Below are 20,534 nucleotides of genomic sequence, written 5' to 3'. Positions count from 1 at the left end.
GGAGAAGGGTTCTATTATGTCTGTTTTCTTTCGCCGTTCCTGCGGCGCCGCCATTGCCTATGCCGTCGCAACCCAAGGGGCGTGGGCCGATCTGACTGCAAATGACGTCTGGGCTGACTGGCAGGCTTACATGGGTGGAATGGGCTATTCCATCTCGGGCGGAGAAAACACATCCGGCAATATCACCACAGTGTCAGACCTGACCATGTCGATGGAAATCCCGGATGCCGAGGCCAGCTTTGAATTGATCATGCCCGAGGTCACGTTTACCGAAAACGGCGATGGAACTGTGGCCATCGGAATGCCCGAACAATTCCCAGTTACTCTGAACATCGCAGCCGAGGGCGAAGATCCGGTCAAGGTGGTTCTGGATTACACGCTGACCAATATGGCAATGGTCGTGTCGGGAACGCCCACGGATATGACCTATACCTATTCGGTCGACAAGAATGCAGTGACGCTGTCCTCGCTCGAAGCCGAAGGCGAGGCCATGCCCGAAGGTGCACTGAACGTCAGCTTTGTTCTGGACGCGCTGGCCGGCACGTCGCAGATGCAAATCGGCGAAACCATGCGCGACATTGCCCAGAACCTGACTGCGGGCAACATCACCTACGATATCGCATTCGATGACCCGGAATCGGATGATGCGGGCAGCTTCTCAGGCTCAATTGCAGATGTCAGCTATACTGGCTCTGGCTCTATTCCAAATAAGATCAATGCAGCAGACTACGGCGCCTTCCTGAATTCGGGCTTCAAGTTTGATGGTGGGCTCAGCTACAAATCCGGCAACGGCGCGATGCAAGGCACCGGCGATGGCGACGCCTTTGCGATGAGCTCGAAATCAACGGGCGGTGATTTCCGTTTTGCGATGGACAGCAACCATCTACTCTATGATCTCGGTCAGAGCGGCTCTGAAATATCGGTTACGGTTCAAGACCTGCCATTCCCGATTGACCTAAAAATGGCCAAATCGGGCTTCAAGTTAGATATGCCGATTCAGGCAGGCGATGCGCCGCAGCCTTTTGCGTTTGGCATGAACCTGACCGATTTCACCATGTCCGACATGATCTGGGGTATGTTTGATCCAGCTGGCGCCTTGCCGCACGATCCCGCCACCGTGGCGCTGGACACCACCGGCACAGCCAAGGTTCTGGTTGATTTTCTGGACCCGAAAGTCGCCGAAACTCTGGAAAGCACCGGGGCCGCGCCGGGCGAGCTGAATACCCTCAAGATCAACGAACTTCTGATTTCCATGGTTGGCGCGAAATTGGGCGCAACCGGGGATTTCGAATTCGACAATTCGAACCTCGAAGCGTTTGACGGCATGCCTGCCCCGTCAGGTGTGGCCAACCTGGAACTGAGCGGTGCCAACGCGCTGATCGACAAGCTGATCGCTATGGGCTTTGTCTCGGATCAGGACGCCATGGGCGCACGGATGATGATGGGTCTGTTGGCAGTGCCGGGAGACGGCCCGGATACGCTGAAATCGACAATCGAGATCAACAAGCAGGGTCACATCGTCGCCAATGGTCAGCGGATCAAATAACCAAGACCATCTAAAACACGATCAGGGCTGCCATCGAGCAGCCCTTTTCATTTTGCCGCTTCTTTTTCCGGGGGGCTTGCAGGGGTCTGCCTGCAAGGCTAGGTCCAAGGGGTAGCCCGAAAAACACCCTGAGAGGCCTGATGTCGCAGACACCCGAAGAGCTGAGCCACGCCCTGATTGATGCCGCCCGCAAGGCAGGGGCCCAAGCGGCAGACGCCATCGTGATCCGGGGCACTTCGGTCTCTGTCGACGTGCGAAACGGCGCTTTGGAAATGGCCGAACGCTCTGAGGGCAGCGATCTGGGCTTGCGCGTGTTTCTGGGACAGCGTCAGGCCATCGTGTCCAGTTCGGATACGCGGCCAGAGACCATGAAAGCGATGGCTGAACGCGCCGTGGCCATGGCGAAAGAGGCGCCCGAAGATCCTTATACCGGTCTGGCCGATCCTGCGCAGCTGGCACAGGATTGGGATTTCGATGCGCTGGAGCTGTTTGACCAAACGCCAGAACCCACCCCAGAGGCGTTGAAGCATGACGCGCTTGCCGCCGAAGCCGCGGCACAGGCTGTCGAAGGTGTTGCTCAAGTTTCTGACGCTGGGGCCGGATATGGCGAACACCGCGTACATATGGCCGCAACCAACGGGTTTTCGGGTGGCTATGCGCGCACTGGTCGGTCGGTGTCGTGCGTTGCAATCTCGGGGACTGGCACCGGGATGGAGCGCGACTATGACGGCGACAGTCGCTGCTTTCAGTCCGATCTGCGTGACCCCGTGGAAATCGGCCGGAACGCAGGCGAACGCGCCGTCCAACTGGTTGGCGCCCGCAAACCAGAAACCGGAACGTACCCGGTTCTGTTTGACGAACGTATCTCTTCATCATTGATTGGGCACCTGATGGCGGCTGGCAACGGGGCAGCCATTGCGCGCGGCTCATCCTGGCTCAAGGATGCGTTGGGGCAGCAGGTTTTGCCCGAACATCTGTCGGTGACCGAAGACCCACACCGTGCCCGCGTGGCGGGATCGCGCCCCTTTGACGCCGAAGGCCTGCCGACGCAGCGCCGTGCGATTGTCGAAAACGGCGTTTTGACGGGGTGGACTCTTGATCTGGCCAGTGCGCGCAAGCTGGATATGACGTCGACCGCCAACGCCGCGCGCGGTGTGTCCTCTCCTCCCTCACCCAGCAACTGGAACCTGGAACTGACTCAAGGGGATCGCAGCCGCGCGGATTTGTTGCGGGACATGGGAACTGGCCTGTTGGTCACCTCTATGATCGGATCGACCATCAACCCCAACACCGGCGACTATTCGCGGGGCGCTTCAGGGTTTTGGGTCGAAAACGGCGAGATCACGCATCCTGTCAACGAATGCACCATCGCAGGCAATCTGCGCGACATGCTGATGCGGATCATTCCGGCCAATGACGCGCGCACCTATCTGTCGCGCGTCGTGCCCTCGCTCTTGATCGAAGGGATGACGCTTGCCGGGAACTGATCTTGCGTTGTTGATCGACGCCGCGCTGCAAGCGGGCAAAATTGCCACCCGCTTTTCCGGAAAAGAGGCCAAGCGTTGGGAAAAACCCGACGGTGCAGGCCCAGTGACCGAGGCAGATCTGGCTGTGAACGAGATGCTTGAGGCGACATTGCCTGCCGCGCGTCCCGATTACGGCTGGCTGTCAGAAGAGACCGAAGACACCGCCGAACGCCTGAACCGCTCGCATGTCTTTATCGTCGACCCGATCGACGGCACCCGCAGCTTTGCCCAAGGGTCGCGCACATGGGCGCATTCTCTGGCGATCTGCGAGGATGGCGTTGCCATTGCCGCGGTTGTCTATCTGCCACAGCGGGACATGCTCTTTGCCGCAGCCGCAGGAAAGGGAGCAACGCTCAACGGTGATCCGATTTCGGTGGCCGACATCAGTTCGCTCGCCGACGCCGAGGTTCTTGCCGCCAAGCCCAATTTGAACAGCGCCCATTGGCGTGACGACAATGTGCCCGACTTTGGCCGCGCCTATCGGCCTTCGTTGGCCTATCGCATGGCTCTGGTGGCACAGGGCCGATTCAACGGAATGCTGACGCTGCGCCCCAGTTGGGAATGGGATATCGCCGCCGGGGATCTGATTATTCGCGAGGCAGGTGGCCTGTGCACTGACCGATTTGGCGCCCCTTTACGATTCAACAACCCCAAACCAAAGCTCAATGGTGTGGTCGCTGGAGGTAAACAGCTTCACGCCCAGATCAGTGCCGCGTTGAACCCTGAAAGCGCGGGTATTCCGGGACATTGAAACTCCGTTCTGCGACAGTTGACCAGATGCGCGAAACCCGTAGGTTGCCGACACCTCTCGAACCACGGCCTCCAAGGATAGTTCAATGGCCCGTTTTGCATACTATCATGTTTCAGTTCAGCGGCCTGCTCTGCCGCATCTGGTGGCTTGATCGATGCCGCGTTCACTTAGCCTGACGGCATATCGCGCACTTTCCTGGGGCGGCCAGCACGCACAAGGTGAAACACCTGCGACACGACCCGATGGGCAGCTGGTGTGGTTTCATGCAACGACGCCTGAACGCTTGGCTGCGTTGCAAGATCTGAGCGGCCGCCTGTTGCAGCAGCAACCTGAGCTGAACGTGCTGTTCACCCGACCTCCCGCCACCGAATCCCGACGATGGCCCCGTCACTTGTTGGGGCCAATCGAGTTGCCCAGTGACCACCCCGCGGCGGCACGCGAATTCATAAGGCATTGGCAGCCGGATATCTGCATCTGGACCGGAGGGTCATTGCAGCCAAATTTGATCAGTCAAGCTTCGGAACAGGGCGTTCCCATGATCCTTTTGGGCGCTGTGGAAAATGAACTTCACCTAAGACGCCACCGCTGGCTGCCCGATTTGTTGCGCACCACACTGGATTGCTTTGACACGATCCTGACAGACAGCGAGGCCTCGGCCCGCTTTGTGCGCCGCTCCGGCATCGGCTCGGGCAAGGTTGCGGTGTCCGCGGCCCTGCAAGACAGCCCGAACCCGCGCCCTTGGCCGGAGGAGGAGTTGACCGAAACCAATCAGGTACTGGCGGGTCGCCCCGTTTGGTTGTCGGCCTGGTCCCAGGACAGCGAATTCATTTCCATCCTGATCGCACATCGGCACGCGTTGCGCTTTTTGCACCGGCTATTGCTGGTTTTGCATGTTGCCGACCCCGCCGAGGCCAATCCCCTGAAGGCGCGTTTGAAAGCGGTGGATCTGCGCTGTGCGGATTGGGACGCCGGTGATGAAATCGAAGACAGCACACAGGTAGTCTTGAGCACTGTCGCAGAGGATCTGGAGCTTTGGTATCGCGTGGCGCCAGTGTCGTTCTTGGGCAGCTCCCTGGAACCCGGTGCAGGCGGTCAGGATCCCTTGACGGCCGTCGCACTTGGGTCTGCTGTCCTTTATGGCTCGAACGTGCAGGGCCACATCGACACCTATGCGCGACTGGCGTCCGCAGGCGCGGCCCGAGCCGTGCGAAACGCCGATGACCTGGGTGCCGGTGTCGTCCAGCTTTTGGCACCGGATCAAGCTGCCGCCGTTGCCTTGGCTGGGTGGCAGGTTGTGACAGAAAGCGCCCATTTGACGGATCAGCTGATTGACCTGATACAGGACAAACTGGACTAACAGGACTGATAGCCATGAGACCGCCCAAATTCTGGAACACTGCCCCTGACGGATTGGATTGGCGCGCAAGCCTGTTGCGTCCCTTGGGCATGCTTTACGCCCGGGCGACCGCACGACGTGTGGCCAAGGGTACCTCGGTTGATCCGGGCGTTCCTGTAATCTGCGTCGGTAACCTGAACGCGGGCGGCACCGGCAAAACACCCACTGCAATCTGGGTGCTCGAACAGCTCCGCAATGAAGGACACGAACCGCATGTTGTTACCCGAGGCTATGGTGGCTCGCTTGAGGGTCCCGTTCGGGTGGAGCCGGGCAAACACAGCGCGAATCAAGTGGGGGACGAACCGCTGCTTCTTGCGGCGTTTGCCGAAGTCTGGGTCGCAAAAGACCGCGCCGCGGGCGCCAAGGCCGCTGCGGAGTTTGGTGCGACCGTGATCGTATTGGACGACGGGTTCCAGAACCCATCCGTCAAAAAGGACCTCTCGATCATCGTGGTGGATGCCGCCCAAGGTTTCGGCAACGGGCTCTGCCTGCCAGCCGGTCCATTGCGCGAACCGGTAGGAGCAGGATTGGCCCGTGCGGATGTGGTGTTGTCACTTGGCGACGCCGAAGCACAGGCGTCATTCGCGGCCACTTGGCGTGGATCAATCAGCGTACCGCACGTAACTGGCGAAGTTCGCCCACTTCAAACCGGGATGGACTGGACCGATACCCCCGTGCTCGCCTTCGCAGGGATTGGCAACCCAGCCAAGTTCTTTCGCACGCTGCGGGATCTGGGCGCCGACCTGCGTAGGACAGAACCGTTGGATGACCACCAACCTCTGACCCAAGCCCTTATGAACAGGCTCGAAGGCGAGGCAAAGCTGCTTGGCGCCCAGATGGTAACGACTGAAAAAGATGCCGTGCGCCTGCCTCCATCCTTTCGCAGCAAAGTCATCACCTTACCGGTGCGCTTACAGGTAAACGAAGGTGACACACTAACTAACGTGATGCTGAAGGCTGCTCCACCTCCATGAGACTGATTGATTTGCTTCAAATCTCTTAGAAGAGCTCCTACACTCCTACCCATTCTCGTAGCTCTCCCGCCCGTCGTCGATGTTTCTGACTAAACACCTCCTCCCGTTGGGCCGGGCGCCGGGCTTTGCCCGGCGCCCGGCCCAAAGCCGCTAGCGGTGCCGACGCAGTCGGGATCGCTCGGGTGCGGGAGCTCCCCCGAACCCAGAGATACACCAAAACGGCTTATGCCAAGTTGTCTTCACCAAGTTTCGGAGCAGGGCGGTGGAGGGAAAGTTGGGCATCCGAAAAGCGGAAAGGCGCGCGCACACCCGGTACGCCGTCCAACTCAATCTGCATGCCACGGGCAATGACCTGCGGGTCGGCCATGACCTCGTCTAGTGAATTGATTGGACCGGCCGGAACGCCTTGGGCCTCGCAAGCGGTCAACAAATCGGCCTTGCTGCGTTGTGCGGTTGCCCCGTTCAGACGTGCGATCATTACGCGACGGTTGGCAATCCGATCCTTGTTGCGCAGGAATTCGGGCGCCTCAGACATCTCGGCAAGGTCCAGGATCTTACATAGCCGCTGGTACTGCCGGTCGTTGCCCGTGGCGATGATGATATGACCATCGGCGCAGTCAAAAACCTGATACGGGGTCAGATTCACATGCGCATTCCCCATCCGCTCAGGTGCCTTGCCCGTGGTCAGGTAGTTCAGTGCCTGGTTGGCCGTCACGGCTACAGCCACGTCCAGCAGTGCCATATCCACATGCTGGCCGCGTCCGGTTTGCTCTCGTCGATGCAAAGCCGCCAGAATACCCGACACTGCATAGATGCCCGTAAAGATATCGGTGATTGCGACGCCAGATTTCTGCGGCTGCCCCTCTGGCTCTCCAGTAATCGACATCAGTCCGGACATGCCTTGGATGATAAAATCATAGCCCGCGCGATGTGCATAAGGCCCATCCTGACCGAAGCCGGTGATCGAGCAATAAATTAGGCGCGGATTGACTTTTTTCAGGCTGTCGTAGTCCAGCCCATACTTTGCTAAACCGCCAACCTTGAAATTTTCGATCAGGATGTCGGCATCCCGCACCATTTTACGCACCTGAGCCTGACCCTCGGGTGTCGAAAAATCCACCGTGACCGAAGCCTTACCCCGGTTGGTCGAGTGGAAATACGCCGCCGACACATCTTCGTCGCGGGTCACAAACGGCGGGCCCCAGGCGCGGGTATCGTCACCTGCAGGAGATTCGATCTTGGTTACATCGGCCCCCAGATCAGACAGTGTTTGACCGGCCCAGGGGCCAGCCAAAACACGTGCCAGTTCGATGACCTTGAGGCCCGCCAGCGGTGCCGTCATCAGCTGCCCAGCTCGGCTTCGATCAGGGTCTTGAAATCGGCGTAGGACTGGTTCGAGACCTTCTTGCCGTTGACGATGAAGCTGGGTGTGCTTTCAATTCCGTGCTCTTCAGCATTTTCCTGATACCAGGTCACCAGTGTCTGCGCCTTGTTTGCGTCCTGCAAGCAAGCCTCAATCGTGTCGTTGTCCAACCCGGCCAGGCGGCCAATCTTGCTCAATTCGTCGACAATTTCGGTCGGGCCACCGGCGCGTGCCCATTCAGACTGACCAGCATAGATCAGATCGCTGAGGCCAAAGAACTTCTCAGGTCCCGCACAACGGGCAATCATTGACGCCCACAGGCCGTAGCGGTCAAAATACACTTCGCGGTAGATGAACTTCACTTTTCCGGGGTCGATGAAATCTTTCTTCAACTCCTTGTAAGGCCCTTCGTGAAACGCCGCACAATGTGGGCAGGTGTAAGAAGCGTATTCGATGATCTCGACCGGCGCATCTTCGGCGCCCTGTACCATCTCGATGATGGTCGATGTGTCGACCTCGGTCTCTTGCGCATAAGCTGCGCCGACAAGCGGATTGCTCGGCAGGCTGCTTTGCGGCTGGCTTAGCCAATACCCGCCCGCAGCAATCGCCACGGCAGCACAAAAGAGGGTTCCAAAACGGGTCATACCTCGCCCTTTCTCAGTGTGTTTTCTTTGATAGGATGTTGCGGCCCAGACGTTCAAGAGCGGTTCGCAATTCGTCACTTTCGACCCCGTCGGCAGCATCCTTGGCGGCGCTCACGATCTTGGGGTTGATCTTGGGTTCTGCTTGTTTCGGTTTGTGCCCGAAACTGGCCTGCCCCTCGGCAAATCCGGTGGGTGCGGTCTGGGTGATCCGAATCCGGCTGATCGCATTATAGCCGTAGGCCGCGTTCACCTTTTCCCGCAGCCGTTCTTTCTGCATTTCCAGCATCGGCGCCTGCGGCCCGGTGGTCAGAACCGTCAATGTTGCTCCGAACCCGTTACGCCCATAGCCCACGTTGACCGGACGTGCGATGGCGGCAATGTCCTGTCCCACGATCTCGGCCCAATGGGTCAGCACCCGTGATACGGCAAACCCACGGCTTTCGCCGGCGCGCCGGATCTGATCGCTGAGCACTGTTCCCGTGCGCTTGAACCCGTATGTTGTCGTTCGTCTGGGCTTCATCTGGTTTCCGACTCTGTTGGCGCTATTGTAGAGAGCACTCAGGCAGGTGCCAGTGAAACCCGAAGAGCAGAGGGAAATTGTTTGCAAAAGCACGAACACAAAGGTGTGAGCGCCGCACTGTTGGAATGGTACGATGTGCACGCACGCGAATTGCCGTGGCGCGTATCTTTGGCGGATCGACAGGCAGGCGAGGTTCCCGACCCTTACCGCGTGTGGATGTCCGAGATCATGCTGCAGCAAACAACCGTCGCCGCAGTCAAAGACTACTTCCACCGTTTCACGACCCGCTGGCCGACAGTACAGGACTTGGCGGTCGCACGATACGAAGATGTCATGGGCGAATGGGCCGGGCTTGGCTACTACGCCCGCGCACGCAACTTGCTGAAATGCGCGCGGCAAGTGACCGAAGCCCACGGTGGATCTTTCCCGAAAACACACGATGAGCTGCTGAAACTCCCCGGCATCGGACCATACACAGCCGCCGCCATCGCCTCGATCGCGTTTGACCGGCCTGAGACAGTGTTGGACGGCAATGTCGAGCGGGTTATGGCCCGGTTCCACGACATTCACGCACCTCTGCCCGGTTCTAAACCCGCGCTGCGCGACTTGGCCGAAGAGCATACCCCATCAAAGCGCCCCGGCGATCACGCCCAAGCTGTGATGGATCTGGGCGCGACGGTGTGCACGCCCAGGTCTCCAGCCTGTGGGATTTGTCCCTTGATGATTGATTGTCAGGGGCGTCTGGCGGGCACTGCAGCAAAGCTGCCAAGAAAGACACCCAAGAAACCCAAACCCACCCGCTATGGCTATGCCTATATCGCCCAGGATGCCGTCGGCGGTTGGTTGATGGAACGGCGCCCGGACAAAGGGTTGCTGGGTGGCATGCTGGGTTGGCCTGGGTCGGATTGGTCCGAAAACCCCGTGCCCCACCCCCCCTTTGACGCTGATTGGCACGATATCGGGGCAGAAGTGCGCCACACCTTCACCCATTTCCACTTGCACCTACGAGTATTAACCGCGCCGATGCCTGATACCTCCGCCCCATCGGGCCTGCACATTGTCGCCAAACATGACTTTCGCCCCTCGGATCTGCCCACTGTGATGCGCAAAGCATATGATCTGTGGCGTGACCATTAGCCGGCTGTGATCAAAGGATAATTCACGCTAAACTGCGCGCAAGTCTGATGCGGAGCCTATCATGATCGCACCCGATACCCTTAGCCGCTGGAAAAGCGCTCTTCCCTTCTGGATCTCATTTCTGCTGGTCCCACTGGTCTGGTTTACCGCGACAGTTGGCGGGATGAGCCTTCTACTTGTGCCCCTGACGACTTGGTGGGCCTTTGCGGTTCTGGATCACCTGACCGGGTTGAACACACAAAACGCTAATCCACAAACACCCGATGGGCAGTTGAATTGGTATATCCGACTGACACAACTGTGGGTGCCGATGCAGTTCCTCACCCTATTTGGCCTGATCTGGTATACGACACACAACAGTCATCTGAGCAGCCTGGAAAAAGTTGCTCTGTTCTTTGGCGTCGGTGTCATCACTGGTACAATTGGCATCAACTACAGCCACGAGCTTATGCATCAGAAAAGCCGGTTCGAGCGGAACTTGGGTGATGTCCTGTTGGCTATGGTGCTCTACAGTCATTTTCGGTCCGAACACCTGCTGGTGCATCACCGCTATGTCGGTACACCACGCGACCCAGTGACAGCGCGGTACAATGAGGGGTTCCACCGCTTCTACCCCCGGGTTTTAGTCCAATGCTGGCGCAGTGCTTTTCGAGCTGAGAAAGATATGCTGGCACGAAAAAGTCTGCCTTGGACAGATTTGCACAACCCCTTCTTCCGCTACTGGACACTTCAAGCTGGAATGATCGTGTTAGCCTTTGTTTTGGGAGGCGCCGGCGGCGTCTTGTTGTTCTTGGTGCAAGCCGGGGTCGCGATCTGGCAATTGGAACTGGTCAACTACGTCGAACATTATGGACTGACGCGTAAACATCTGGGTGGCGGGAAGTATGAGACTGTTCAGCCGCGCCATTCCTGGAACGCCTCGCACAAGGCGTCGAACTGGCTGTTGATCAACCTGCAACGGCATTCAGACCACCATTACAAACCCGACCGCCGCTTTCCACTGCTGCAGAACCACACCGAAGAGGACGCGCCGCAGCTTCCATTCGGCTACCCCGTGATGACCGTTGCCGCGATGATCCCGCCGCTCTGGCGACGTGTGATGAACCCGCGTGTGCGCAGCTGGCGGCAGCACTACTACCCCGAGATCACGGATTGGCTGGATTACAACAAGGCCCGCAACCCGATGCCCCGCTGACAAGGCAAGACGACCGCAGCGCACCGCAGGTGCGTTGCCCGGCCCAACCAGAGGCGACGCCGCAGGCGTCAACGATGGGCGGGAGCGCCCCGTCTACAAAGTCCAGACGTCCATGCGCTGGTCAACACCGCGGACCCCCTGATCTGAATGCAACTCCAACCCCTCCAGACACTCCAAGCCTGCGATATGTTCGCGCACAACCTGGTCGCGCAGATCGCTGCTTACCACCAGATTGACTCCAAAGTCGCGGGTTAATCCTTCGAGTTTAGCAGCAACATTAACTGCATTGCCGATCACTGCATATTCCAACCGGTTCGCCCCGATATCACCCAACAGTGCAGGCCCGAAGTGCACCCCGATCCCGGCGCGGATTTCCGGCTCGCCTGCACGTTTGCGTTCTGTGTTCCACTGTTCCAGCACCTGCACCATTGATCGGGCGCAGGCCATCGCGTTCGACGCGTCCCGGTCACCCGAAATCGGCGTGCCAAATGTCGCCATCAGCCCGTCGCCCAGATATTTGTCGAGCGTGCCATTGTGGCGGAACACTTCGGCCTCCATCCGCGAATGAAACCCCCGCAACAGTTCAATCACCGCATAAGGATCCCGATCCGCCGCAAACTTGGTAAAGCCCACGATGTCGATGAACAGCACCGCAATGTTTTCGTTGCGCACTTGCTTCAGGGGTTCATCATTCTGGCTTAGCTGATCCACGACGTTGGGCGAAAAATACCGTGAAAGGTTGGCCCGCTCGCGTTCAAGGCTCGCATTGTTCATCAATAGTCGATTGAAGCGCCGGACCGAAAACCCAAGCGTCACGGCAACAAGAAGGAAAACCACGACCTCTTGAATGCGCAGGGAAACCATCAAGCTGTTGGGGTTCAGAAACTCGGCTACATCTGGGTAACCTGCAAATGCTGCGGCAGCCTTTTCCGACAGCCCAGGGATCGGAGAAGAGAACCACCAGAGGCCAATCACGCCCATGATCCACATCCCCGCAGTCCAGGTTCCAATCGCGATCACCGTGCGCCAGGAATAGGCCAACGTGCCGCCCGCTAAAATTATGAAAAAGTATTGAAAATTATCAAACCGGTACTGCATCGCTGCGGGTCGAACATCATCGCTGAACGGGTTCGGGATGACCATACCAAGGGTCATGATCAACAGATCAAGGAACAGCAGCAGCAACTCGACCCGCGATTGCCCCACTCGTCCAGCGCGCCAGATCAACCAGCCATTTGCCGCAATCAGCGCGAGAATGAAATGATAATACAGAACTTCCCATGTCGGATTGATGAAGGCCAGAAACACCGCGATGATCACCATTGCGACCCAGCGGGCCCGCACCGCCAACTCCAACCCCTCACGCTTATGGTTTTCCAAAACAGCCTGAGTGTATTCATTCATTTCTTCGGGAACGTCCGGCTTACTAAAGAAAAACCTCTCGCGGCGCGGCGGCGGGGCAGCGGTTTCTGTCATGACATGTTTCCCTCGTGTCCGAGACACAGATAGGTTCACAGGCTACCGCCCAAAACCCCCTGCGACAAAAGAAAAAACCCCGCCGAGATCGGCGGGGCAAGGTTTAGTGCCATGTGTCAGGCCACAGGCACCGGCGGTATTCTTGGTCTGTTGTATGGTTAGTTCTGCATTTCCGAACGGATCTGTTGACGCAGAACGTCGATCGGAACCGTCTTGCCATCCCGCTTGAAGCACCAATAGGTCCAGCCGTTGCAGGACGGCGCATTTTCCAGATGCGCACCTACTTGGTGAATTGATCCCTTGATGTTGTCGCCGATCAGCGTGCCATCCGCGCGAACCTTGGCCTTGTGGCGCTGGTTCATGGAATACAGCTCTTCGCCCGGACGCAGCATGCCGCGCTCGACCAACTGACCAAACGGCACACGTGGTTCGGCACGTTTTGATGCACTGACTTCCAGTGCCTCGCGGTCGAATTTTCGGATCTTGGCAATCCGTTTCTGCGCCACTTCGCGGTATGCTTCTTCACGCTCAATGCCAATGAACTCGCGCCCCAACATCTTGGCCACTGCACCGGTGGTGCCAGTGCCAAAGAAGGGATCCAGTACCACGTCGCCCGGCTTGGTCGAGCCAACTAGAATACGGTGCAGCAACGCCTCGGGCTTTTGCGTCGGATGCGCCTTATCGCCGTTTTCATCCTTGAGCCGCTCGTGCCCGGTGCAAATCGGCATGACCCAGTCCGAACGCATCTGGATGCCTTCGTTGAGCGCCTTGAGCGCCTCGTAGTTGAACGTGTATTTCGCGCCTTCTTCCTTCGAGGCCCAGATCATCGTCTCATGTGCATTGGTAAAGCGTTTGCCACGGAAGTTCGGCATGGGGTTCGACTTGCGCCAAACCACATCATTCAAAATCCAGTATCCCGCATCCTGCAGGGCCGAACCCACGCGGAAGATATTGTGATACGAGCCAATCACCCAGATCGCCCCGCTGGGCTTAAGCAGACGCCGCGCGGCCTTGAGCCACTCGCGGGTAAATTGATCGTAAACGGCAAAACTCGAAAACTGATCCCAATGGTCATCGACCGCATCTACCTGACTGTTGTCCGGGCGATGCAGCTGACCTTTGAGCTGCAAATTATAAGGGGGGTCAGCGAAAATCAGATCAACGGACGCCTCCGGTAGACTGTTCATCATTTCGATGCAGTCACCGGATAGAATCGTGTTCAGAGGGAGCGCAGCTGCGCCCTTTACTTTGGTTGTCGTCATGTTCTGCCTCAGGTTCCACGGCGCATTTTTGCGCTCATTTGGTTAACCTAAAGATGAGTCAAACCGGATTCCGGGTCAATTTCTTTTTTGAATCATGAGGTTATGATTTACTCTTGATACAAGATATTGTGCACCGGCTTGAACGAACGCCTATGATGTGGGGTGACGCCAATTTTTAGCAGTGCCTCGCGGTGCTTTTTTGACGGATATCCCGCGTTCGTTTCCCACCCATAACCGGGATGCTGTTGCGCCAAATCCACCATGACACGATCTCGACATATTTTGGCCACAATTGATGCCGCCGCAATGGACACTGATCGGCCGTCACCCTTGACCACAGCCTCGGATCGAGTCCGCAGGCCTTGGGGAATCAGATTTCCATCGATCAGCAGGTAATCGGGGGGCGGATTCAGCTCCGCCACTGCCCGTTCCATCGCCAAATGAGAGGCTTTGAGGATGTTGATTCGATCAATCTCTTCCACCGTGGCATGGGCGATAGACACCTCTGCCCGTGCATGGATCGCGTCCTTCAACGCCTCACGCCGCTTGGCGGTCAGTTTTTTTGAATCGTTCAACCCCTCGGGGATGTCATCAGGGTTCAGGATCACTGCAGCCGCCGTCACAGGCCCTGCCAAGGGACCACGCCCGACCTCATCCACCCCCGCAATCCGCACGTACCCTTGGGCACGCAGCGCCCGCTCAATTTCATAATCTGGCTGTGTCATGGCGACGGGCAAATCTCGTCTGCCCCACAAAAGCAAGCCAAAAGGGAGAGAGGTTGCCCTCTCTCCCCGGTCTGGCGCCGCTTTTTGTGCGGCGCTCTCCCTGCTCGACTTGGTTCAGTATTGATTGTGAACCACCCGGTACCCCTGCTGACGCAAGCAGCGCGGCTCATACGCCTGCTTGTTGCGCTTGCCGTTCCAGAACGAGATGCGGCACATTTGCGGCAGGCTGTTAGCGTGGCCGTAGTGTTTCTGAAGGCACTTGGGTTTCAGCAGCGGTTGGTTGCCGGGATAGCCACGCATCTGTTTCAGGCACTGCGATGGCAGATCATATCGCGAGATACGCGGCGGCAAAGGACGCGGGGCAACTTGCTGATAATGACTGTGCTGCCGCGCAACCCGCTCGCGCTTGTTCTTTTTGTCGTAGTGGTGCACCGCCGCGCCAAACAGGGCGATAGCGGCCAGCCCTCCCAAAATCCTCTCAGCGTCGCCTGCTTTGGCGGGAGCGGCGGACAGACCAGTGATTGCGATGGCGGTGGCAACGATGAAGGCTATGAACTTGCGGTGCATGAGTGACTTCCTTTCGAGGTCATGGGGTGGCCCACGAGGTTGGGCGTCTTTGATGTTCTGACACTGGGTCGAACCCGCTTAGACAGGCAATATCGCCGCATTGTTATCGAATAACCCGGCCCTCAAAGTCCTGTGGTTATTGAATAACCGCGCGCAAACACGCAGGATAAGAGCCATGAAACAGATCTTGAAAATCGCGACGGTGGCCGCCCTGATTGCGGCCTCTCCTAGTCATGCTGCGGCCGAGTGCTATGCCGATTACAAGGCCAAACAGGACAGCCCCCTGCGCCTGCATTATGGCGTGATCCAGGTCACGGCCTGTTCTGCGGGACAAGCCAGTGCCGAGGTGTCGGCACGGCTGCAGGCGGCGGGATGGACCCTGCTGAACGTTATTTCAGTCTTTGGCCCTGAAGGCCTTCAGGAAAGGAAAGCGGATGCTGGGCAATTCTATCTCCGTTTCTGAAGCCCGCCGGTCCGGCACGCGACTTGTCGGGATCGGGATTGCCGCGATTGTCGTCATCCTTGCGACAGCGGCCGTTTTTCTGCTCCTGACTCTGCCGGACGCAAACGCCTTTAATGCGCGGGTCGAGCAGGTATTCATCGACAATGACCTGACCACTCAGGCCGAGATCAAACTTCTCGAGATTCTGGCGCAATCCGGCACCGCTTTTTCCGACACGCTGACCAGTTATCGCATGGTGATCTTTGTGCTGCTGGTTTTTGCCAGTACGATGATGATCGCGGCATTGGCGTTTCTGGTGATGCTGGTCACCATGAACCGACGCATGGCGCAGATTGAACGTTCGGGCATTCAGGTTACGTCCCTGCTGATCAGCCGCGAAGAAAATACGGTTTACCTGAATAACATGGATTTCAAACTGACCGCAGCAGCAATCGAAACCCTGTCGGTTCTGGCCGAGGCCCGCATGGACGACGATGTGTTGTCGGGTGCCCAGATCGAAGCGGTGATTTCAGGCAAGGATGCCACTGATTGCGAAGAGGCGGCGGGCGCGACACGGATCAAACGACTGCGTGACACGCTTGGCAATCAGATGGTGAGCGAACTGTTGGTCAAAAACATCGCGCGACGCGGTTATATGCTGTCCATCGAAAAGGACGTCATCCAGATGGTGTGACGTGTGGTTGGTCCGTATTTCTCGACATACTTTTACTCGTAGAGCTCCCGCACCCGAGCGATCCCGACTTCGTCGGCACCTCCTCCCGTTGGGCTGGAGTGCTCCCGCCAAACGGAGCATATCTCGCCACGACGTCAGTGGTTAGGGGACGTCCGCTGCGGATCGTGTTTTGTTCGCGTGGTTGACTGTGTCTGAGCCCCACAGGAACATCTGGCCATGTTGTCATAGATCAGTTCGTCATGGATTGGTGGGCATTGCGCAGCTCCTGGAGGGCTGATGGGCGTCCCTTGAAACGCACAAGCCGCGACGCAGATGCATTCATTCCGCGTCAGAGGCTTTCCCGACTGCCCCCAGGCAGGCAATGCACAAAGAACCAAAACCACCCAAATACCGCGAACCATATCAAACTCCTGACCACCGGCGCAGAATGCCACCTTAAACCGTACAAACCAAATGGCTGAATTTCCACGCCCCTCTTGGAATGCAGCCCTTTACCCCCCATCCTAATAGACATCTGCGCAAAAAAGACGGAGGCTTGGTGTCCCATGAACGTCCATACGTCCCCGCAGGTCCAGGGGTATTCCATCGACATTGAACCGCTTTCGGGCCGGGTCGAATTGTTTCGCAACGGGGTAAAACTTGCCTCGAGCGAGCGGGCCAAGGTGATGTATGAAACCCGCCTCCCCCCTACGATCTATTTCCCAAGTGAAGACGTCTGCATCGATATGAGCGCGGCGACCGACCTGCAAACCTTTTGCCCGTTCAAAGGCACCGCCACTTATCGCGACATTGAAATCGATGGAGAACGATTGTCGAATTCCATTTGGGCATATGAAAACGCGCTGCCCGAAAGTGCCGGAATCCAAGGGCACATCGGCTTTGCCCAGCAAAGCTACACTCACATTGATTTGGGTGAGAATGCGCTGCGCTCTACCAGCGATGACAACATCAGCGGGCCGTTGATCGATTGGCTTTTGCGGGGGGCCTGGGCCCTGAACACACCCGAGGACTTTACTCGCGCCCTGGCCGAGAAGATGACCGAACATGGCGTGGCTGTGTCCCGTTTAGGCGTGCTGGTCTGGTCGCTGCATCCGCTGATCGCGGGCAAACATTATATCTGGGAGAAGGGCGAAGATAAGATTTCCACGTTCGCGCCGACTTACGAAATTCATGATCACCCGGCATTTACCAATAGCCCGTTGCGTCACGTGTCGAACGGTCTGGGTGGTGTCCGCCAACGGTTGGACGACGAACACCCTGAAAACAGCTTTCCGATCATGGAGGACCTGCGCGACAAGGGGGCCACGGATTATGTCGCCATGCCGCTGCCATTCTCAGACGGGCGCACCAACGTTCTGACCCTAACCAGCGACCACCCCGACGGGTTCACCACCGCCAATCTTGGGCTGATCTTTGAATGTTCGGTCGTGATTGCGCGGTTCTATGAGGTGTTCATGCAGCGCGAAAATGCGCAGTCCTTGCTGGAAACCTATGTGGGCAAACGCTCAGGTGCGCGAGTTTTGGGCGGAGAGATCCGCCGAGGTGACGGGGATGAAATCGACGCCGCCATCATGTTTTGCGATCTTCGCGGCTCGACCCTGCTTGAGGAACGCTTGGGCAGGGATCGGTACATCGTATTGCTGAATGAATTCTTCGAGACCATCTCGGACATCGTGCATGAGAACGGGGGCGAGGTGCTCAAGTTCATTGGCGACGCGGTTCTGGCGGTTTTCCCGGCGGGCGACAATGATGTGGCTGCACGGGTTAACGCGCTCAGCAGTGCAAATGAAATCGTGCGTCAAATGCCGGAAATCGACTGCCCGGACGAATGCTGCGATTGCTCGATTGGCCTATCTTTTGGGCGTGTTACCTATGGCAACATCGGCTCGCGAGAGCGGTTGGACTTCACCGTCATAGGACATGCGGCCAACGTCGCGGCGCGGTTGGGGGATTACGGAAAAACCGTTGGGCACCGCATCGTGATCAGCAAGGATATCCTGACGGCCTGTGGTGATTGCGAGCCCCTGGGCGATGTCGAACTGCACAACGTTTCACAACCCGTGACTTGCTTTGCAGTACGTTCTGCGTAACGCAAACGCCCACCCCGTTTCGGGGGCGGGCGCTTATTCTTGCTTAGGCGAAGTCGACGCCGTTGTTGATCATCGGCAGAGCCGTCACACGAGGGCCGTTCACCGCGATAGCATTGGCCAAGGCCGGAGCAGAAGGCGGTGTACCCGGTTCACCAACTCCGGTCGGTGCCTCGTTGGAAGCCACGATGTGCACATCGATTTCGCCGATATCGCCGATCCGTAGCGGCTCGTAGTCGGGGAAGTTCGACTGGTCGACGACACCCTCGGTCAGCGTGATTTCATCCCGCATAACGTGGCCGATCCCATATCCGATGCCGCCTTCCATCTGCGCCTTGATCACATCCGGATTGACGGCGACACCGCAGTCCACAGCACAGGTTACCTTTTCGACCTTCACATAGTCATCTTCATCCCGCGAAATTTCGACCACTTCGGCGACGTAGGAATTGAACGACTTGTGAACTGCAATTCCCTGATCGCGCCCTTCTGGCGCAGCACCCCAGTTGCCTTTTTCAGCCGCCAGTTTCAGGACACCCGCCGTGCGTGTCTGATCCGCACCATCTCCGGTCAGATAGGACAGGCGGAACTCCACCGGATCTCGACCAGCAGCCTTGGCCGCGGCATCCATCATGCTTTCAACCACATAGGCGGTATGCGAGTGCCCAACCGAGCGCCACCACAGAACGGTAGTCGCTGGTGCAACATCCGTAAGGCCGATGTGTTGTTGCGGAATCACATAAGGCGACTGCGCCACTCCTTCGACGGATGAATGATCGACACCGTTATGCACCGCCATTGCCTCAAACGGGGTGCCCTTCATAATAGATTGCGCCGCAATCCGGTGGTCCCAGCCCATGATGCCGCCATCCGCGTTCAGGCCAACCCGTACACGATGCGCCACTGCCGGACGGTAGAACCCGCCGGTGATGTCATCTTCACGCGACCACACAAGTTTCACCGGACGCGACCGATCGGTCAGGGCAAAGGCCAACGCTGCTTCGACCTGATAATCGGCCACAGGCGTTGCGCGGCGACCAAAGGACCCCCCAGCGAACATTGTATTAATCTGCACCTTGTCCATCGGTAGGCCCAGGATCTGCGACAGCGCCCCATGCGGACCTGTGGGGAACTGGCAACCATCGTGCAAAACCACACCGCCGGCGCTGGTCGCTTCGATCGTACACGTCAGCGGTTCCATCGGCGCATGAGCCAGCAACGGAAAATAGAACGTCTCTTCCAACACTGTGGCAGCCCCGTCCATCGACGATTGTGCCTTAGACGCCGTGGTCTCGGTCAGCACATAGGCCGGGTCCGCATTGACAGCCTCGATCAGTTGCTCGCGAACTTGGTCCGAACTGCGCATTTCCGCATTCGAGTTGTCCCATTCAACACTTAGAGCCTCCCGCGCCTGGAACGCAGCCCAGGTGTGTTCGGCATAAACGGCAACACCCGCCTTGTTCGGCAGGACCGCCGAACGGATGTAACCCTTTATTCCCTTGGCGTCCTCGTCGCTGAACCCCGCAACCAGCGCACCTTTGCGTGGGCTTCGCAGGACCGCAGCGACCATCTGATTGTCCAGATGCAGGTCCATCGCATATTTTGCCGTTCCGTTAATCTTGGGCGGCGTATCCTTGCGTTGCACCTTGGCATTGCCGATCAGACGGAATTCCGACGGATCCTTGAGCCGTGGGTTCTCCGGCGCGGGCAGCTGCGACGCAGCCGCAACAAACTTTGCCAACGGGGCTCGCTTTGAGCCATCCGTCACCTGCCCATCCACGATATCCAGAGTGCTGGCATCGACGCCCCATTCACTCGCAGCGACTTGAACCAACATTTCGCGCGCAGCGGCACCTGCTTGGCGATACTGCATGTATGAGTTCGCCATTGCCGTCGATCCACCAGTGCCCTGCACTGGACCAAACAGCAGGTTGTTGTACGTGCCGGGATCAGAAGGCGCGAATTCATAGGCGATATCTTCCATCGAAATGCCCAGCTCTTCGGCAATCAAAGTGGTCAGGCCGGTTGCTGGCCCCTGACCTTTTTCGAAATGCTTAACGATGGCCGTCACAGTGCCATCCGCATCAATTTTGACGAAGGGGTTCAGCTTAGCGCCATTTGAAGAACCCGCAGCCAGGGCTCCGTCTGGGCGCGCTCCGACGAGCAAAACGGCCGAGGCAGCAGCGGCCCCTTTCAGAAAACCACGACGAGATGTGTTTAAGGTCATGA

The 20,534-nt window shown here is 58.0% G+C and carries 18 protein-coding genes; 10 read left to right on the top strand and 8 right to left on the bottom strand.

What is annotated here, in order from left to right:
• Positions 1-16 precede the first annotated feature (16 nt).
• The 5 genes from G6R15_RS15025 to lpxK all read left to right on the top strand — a co-directional run bounded on the left by G6R15_RS15025 (position 17) and on the right by lpxK (position 6,193).
• On the top strand, positions 17-1,546 hold the full coding sequence (locus tag G6R15_RS15025) for a DUF2125 domain-containing protein (RefSeq protein WP_164660775.1): 1,530 nt from the start codon (positions 17-19) through the stop codon (positions 1,544-1,546).
• 140 nt (positions 1,547-1,686) lie between these two features.
• Positions 1,687-3,033, top strand: coding sequence for a TldD/PmbA family protein (locus tag G6R15_RS15020; protein WP_164660774.1), 1,347 nt, complete (start codon positions 1,687-1,689; stop codon positions 3,031-3,033).
• Positions 3,020-3,823, top strand: a complete 804-nt coding sequence (locus tag G6R15_RS15015; protein ID WP_164660773.1) for a 3'(2'),5'-bisphosphate nucleotidase CysQ — start codon at positions 3,020-3,022, stop codon at positions 3,821-3,823. The genes G6R15_RS15020 and G6R15_RS15015 overlap by 14 nt, the downstream gene beginning before the upstream one ends.
• A gap of 154 nt (positions 3,824-3,977) precedes the next feature.
• Positions 3,978-5,180 carry a 3-deoxy-D-manno-octulosonic acid transferase gene (locus G6R15_RS15010; RefSeq protein ID WP_164660772.1) on the top strand — a complete coding sequence of 401 codons (1,203 nt, stop codon included), beginning with the start codon at positions 3,978-3,980 and terminating at the stop codon, positions 5,178-5,180.
• A gap of 14 nt (positions 5,181-5,194) precedes the next feature.
• Complete coding sequence (gene lpxK / locus G6R15_RS15005) at positions 5,195-6,193, top strand: tetraacyldisaccharide 4'-kinase (protein ID WP_164660771.1); 999 nt, start codon at positions 5,195-5,197, stop codon at positions 6,191-6,193.
• 223 nt (positions 6,194-6,416) lie between these two features.
• On the opposite strand, the gene G6R15_RS15000 is transcribed toward lpxK, so the two are convergent.
• Genes G6R15_RS15000 through G6R15_RS14990 form a run of 3 tightly spaced genes read right to left on the bottom strand, consistent with a single transcriptional unit; the run spans position 6,417 to position 8,720 of the window.
• Complete coding sequence (locus G6R15_RS15000) at positions 6,417-7,535, bottom strand: CaiB/BaiF CoA-transferase family protein (RefSeq protein ID WP_164660770.1); 1,119 nt, start codon at positions 7,533-7,535, stop codon at positions 6,417-6,419.
• Positions 7,535-8,200, bottom strand: a complete 666-nt coding sequence (locus tag G6R15_RS14995; RefSeq protein ID WP_164660769.1) for a DsbA family protein — start codon at positions 8,198-8,200, stop codon at positions 7,535-7,537. Before G6R15_RS14995 ends, G6R15_RS15000 begins: the two co-directional genes overlap by 1 nt.
• 13 nt (positions 8,201-8,213) lie before the next feature.
• On the bottom strand, positions 8,214-8,720 hold the full coding sequence (locus G6R15_RS14990; RefSeq protein WP_164660768.1) for a DUF721 domain-containing protein: 507 nt from the start codon (positions 8,718-8,720) through the stop codon (positions 8,214-8,216).
• A 105-nt stretch (positions 8,721-8,825) separates the two neighbouring features.
• Here G6R15_RS14990 and mutY point away from each other — a divergent pair, with 105 nt between their 5' ends.
• Positions 8,826-9,857 (top strand): A/G-specific adenine glycosylase, encoded by a 1,032-nt coding sequence (mutY, locus tag G6R15_RS14985; protein ID WP_164660767.1) that lies wholly within the window; start codon positions 8,826-8,828, stop codon positions 9,855-9,857.
• 61 nt (positions 9,858-9,918) lie between these two features.
• Positions 9,919-11,052, top strand: a complete 1,134-nt coding sequence (locus tag G6R15_RS14980) for an alkane 1-monooxygenase (protein WP_164660766.1) — start codon at positions 9,919-9,921, stop codon at positions 11,050-11,052.
• Between the two features lie 93 nt (positions 11,053-11,145).
• Here the strand turns inward: G6R15_RS14980 and G6R15_RS14975 are convergent, their stop codons facing one another.
• From G6R15_RS14975 to G6R15_RS14960, 4 genes are all read right to left on the bottom strand, one after another.
• Positions 11,146-12,528: an adenylate/guanylate cyclase domain-containing protein gene (locus tag G6R15_RS14975; RefSeq protein ID WP_164660765.1), complete on the bottom strand. Its 1,383-nt coding sequence runs from the start codon at positions 12,526-12,528 to the stop codon at positions 11,146-11,148.
• A 158-nt stretch (positions 12,529-12,686) separates the two neighbouring features.
• Positions 12,687-13,790, bottom strand: a complete 1,104-nt coding sequence (locus G6R15_RS14970; RefSeq protein WP_164660764.1) for a site-specific DNA-methyltransferase — start codon at positions 13,788-13,790, stop codon at positions 12,687-12,689.
• Positions 13,791-13,897: 107 nt separating this feature from the next.
• Entirely contained in the window at positions 13,898-14,515 is a 618-nt protein-coding gene (locus G6R15_RS14965) for a ribonuclease HII (protein ID WP_164660763.1), read from the bottom strand.
• 114 nt (positions 14,516-14,629) lie between these two features.
• A complete protein-coding gene (locus G6R15_RS14960) occupies positions 14,630-15,082 on the bottom strand; it encodes a hypothetical protein (RefSeq protein ID WP_164660762.1) in 453 nt (150 codons plus the stop codon).
• A gap of 175 nt (positions 15,083-15,257) precedes the next feature.
• Between G6R15_RS14960 and G6R15_RS14955 the strand changes: the two genes are divergently transcribed.
• From G6R15_RS14955 to G6R15_RS14945, 3 genes are all read left to right on the top strand, one after another.
• Positions 15,258-15,545 (top strand): hypothetical protein, encoded by a 288-nt coding sequence (locus tag G6R15_RS14955; protein ID WP_164660761.1) that lies wholly within the window; start codon positions 15,258-15,260, stop codon positions 15,543-15,545.
• Complete coding sequence (locus G6R15_RS14950) at positions 15,517-16,218, top strand: hypothetical protein (RefSeq protein WP_164660760.1); 702 nt, start codon at positions 15,517-15,519, stop codon at positions 16,216-16,218. The genes G6R15_RS14955 and G6R15_RS14950 overlap by 29 nt, the downstream gene beginning before the upstream one ends.
• A gap of 545 nt (positions 16,219-16,763) precedes the next feature.
• Complete coding sequence (locus G6R15_RS14945) at positions 16,764-18,308, top strand: DUF427 domain-containing protein (protein ID WP_164660759.1); 1,545 nt, start codon at positions 16,764-16,766, stop codon at positions 18,306-18,308.
• A gap of 43 nt (positions 18,309-18,351) precedes the next feature.
• On the opposite strand, the gene G6R15_RS14940 is transcribed toward G6R15_RS14945, so the two are convergent.
• Complete coding sequence (locus tag G6R15_RS14940) at positions 18,352-20,532, bottom strand: xanthine dehydrogenase family protein molybdopterin-binding subunit (protein WP_164660758.1); 2,181 nt, start codon at positions 20,530-20,532, stop codon at positions 18,352-18,354.
• Positions 20,533-20,534 lie beyond the last annotated feature (2 nt).

Origin of the sequence: Tropicibacter sp. Alg240-R139 (assembly GCF_900537075.1) — a bacterium.
GTDB lineage: Bacteria > Pseudomonadota > Alphaproteobacteria > Rhodobacterales > Rhodobacteraceae > Falsiruegeria.
The sequence above is the reverse complement of the archived record's forward strand: the minus strand, read 5'-3'. Positions and strand labels throughout refer to the sequence as shown.

Excerpts from the sequence above, each read along its gene's own strand:
- G6R15_RS14995 (WP_164660769.1), bottom strand. The coding sequence starts at position 8,200 with ATGACCCGTTTTGGAACCCTCTTTTGTGCTGCCGTGGCGATTGCTGCG.
- G6R15_RS15020 (WP_164660774.1), top strand. The coding sequence starts at position 1,687 with ATGTCGCAGACACCCGAAGAGCTGAGCCACGCCCTGATTGATGCCGCC.
- G6R15_RS14965 (WP_164660763.1), bottom strand. The coding sequence starts at position 14,515 with ATGACACAGCCAGATTATGAAATTGAGCGGGCGCTGCGTGCCCAAGGG.
- G6R15_RS15010 (WP_164660772.1), top strand. The coding sequence starts at position 3,978 with ATGCCGCGTTCACTTAGCCTGACGGCATATCGCGCACTTTCCTGGGGC.
- G6R15_RS14960 (WP_164660762.1), bottom strand. The coding sequence starts at position 15,082 with ATGCACCGCAAGTTCATAGCCTTCATCGTTGCCACCGCCATCGCAATC.
- G6R15_RS15025 (WP_164660775.1), top strand. The coding sequence starts at position 17 with ATGTCTGTTTTCTTTCGCCGTTCCTGCGGCGCCGCCATTGCCTATGCC.
- G6R15_RS14945 (WP_164660759.1), top strand. The coding sequence starts at position 16,764 with ATGAACGTCCATACGTCCCCGCAGGTCCAGGGGTATTCCATCGACATT.
- lpxK (WP_164660771.1), top strand. The coding sequence starts at position 5,195 with ATGAGACCGCCCAAATTCTGGAACACTGCCCCTGACGGATTGGATTGG.
- G6R15_RS15000 (WP_164660770.1), bottom strand. The coding sequence starts at position 7,535 with ATGACGGCACCGCTGGCGGGCCTCAAGGTCATCGAACTGGCACGTGTT.
- G6R15_RS14975 (WP_164660765.1), bottom strand. The coding sequence starts at position 12,528 with ATGACAGAAACCGCTGCCCCGCCGCCGCGCCGCGAGAGGTTTTTCTTT.
- G6R15_RS14940 (WP_164660758.1), bottom strand. The coding sequence starts at position 20,532 with ATGACCTTAAACACATCTCGTCGTGGTTTTCTGAAAGGGGCCGCTGCT.
- G6R15_RS14990 (WP_164660768.1), bottom strand. The coding sequence starts at position 8,720 with ATGAAGCCCAGACGAACGACAACATACGGGTTCAAGCGCACGGGAACA.
- G6R15_RS14980 (WP_164660766.1), top strand. The coding sequence starts at position 9,919 with ATGATCGCACCCGATACCCTTAGCCGCTGGAAAAGCGCTCTTCCCTTC.
- G6R15_RS14950 (WP_164660760.1), top strand. The coding sequence starts at position 15,517 with ATGCTGGGCAATTCTATCTCCGTTTCTGAAGCCCGCCGGTCCGGCACG.
- G6R15_RS14970 (WP_164660764.1), bottom strand. The coding sequence starts at position 13,790 with ATGACGACAACCAAAGTAAAGGGCGCAGCTGCGCTCCCTCTGAACACG.
- G6R15_RS14955 (WP_164660761.1), top strand. The coding sequence starts at position 15,258 with ATGAAACAGATCTTGAAAATCGCGACGGTGGCCGCCCTGATTGCGGCC.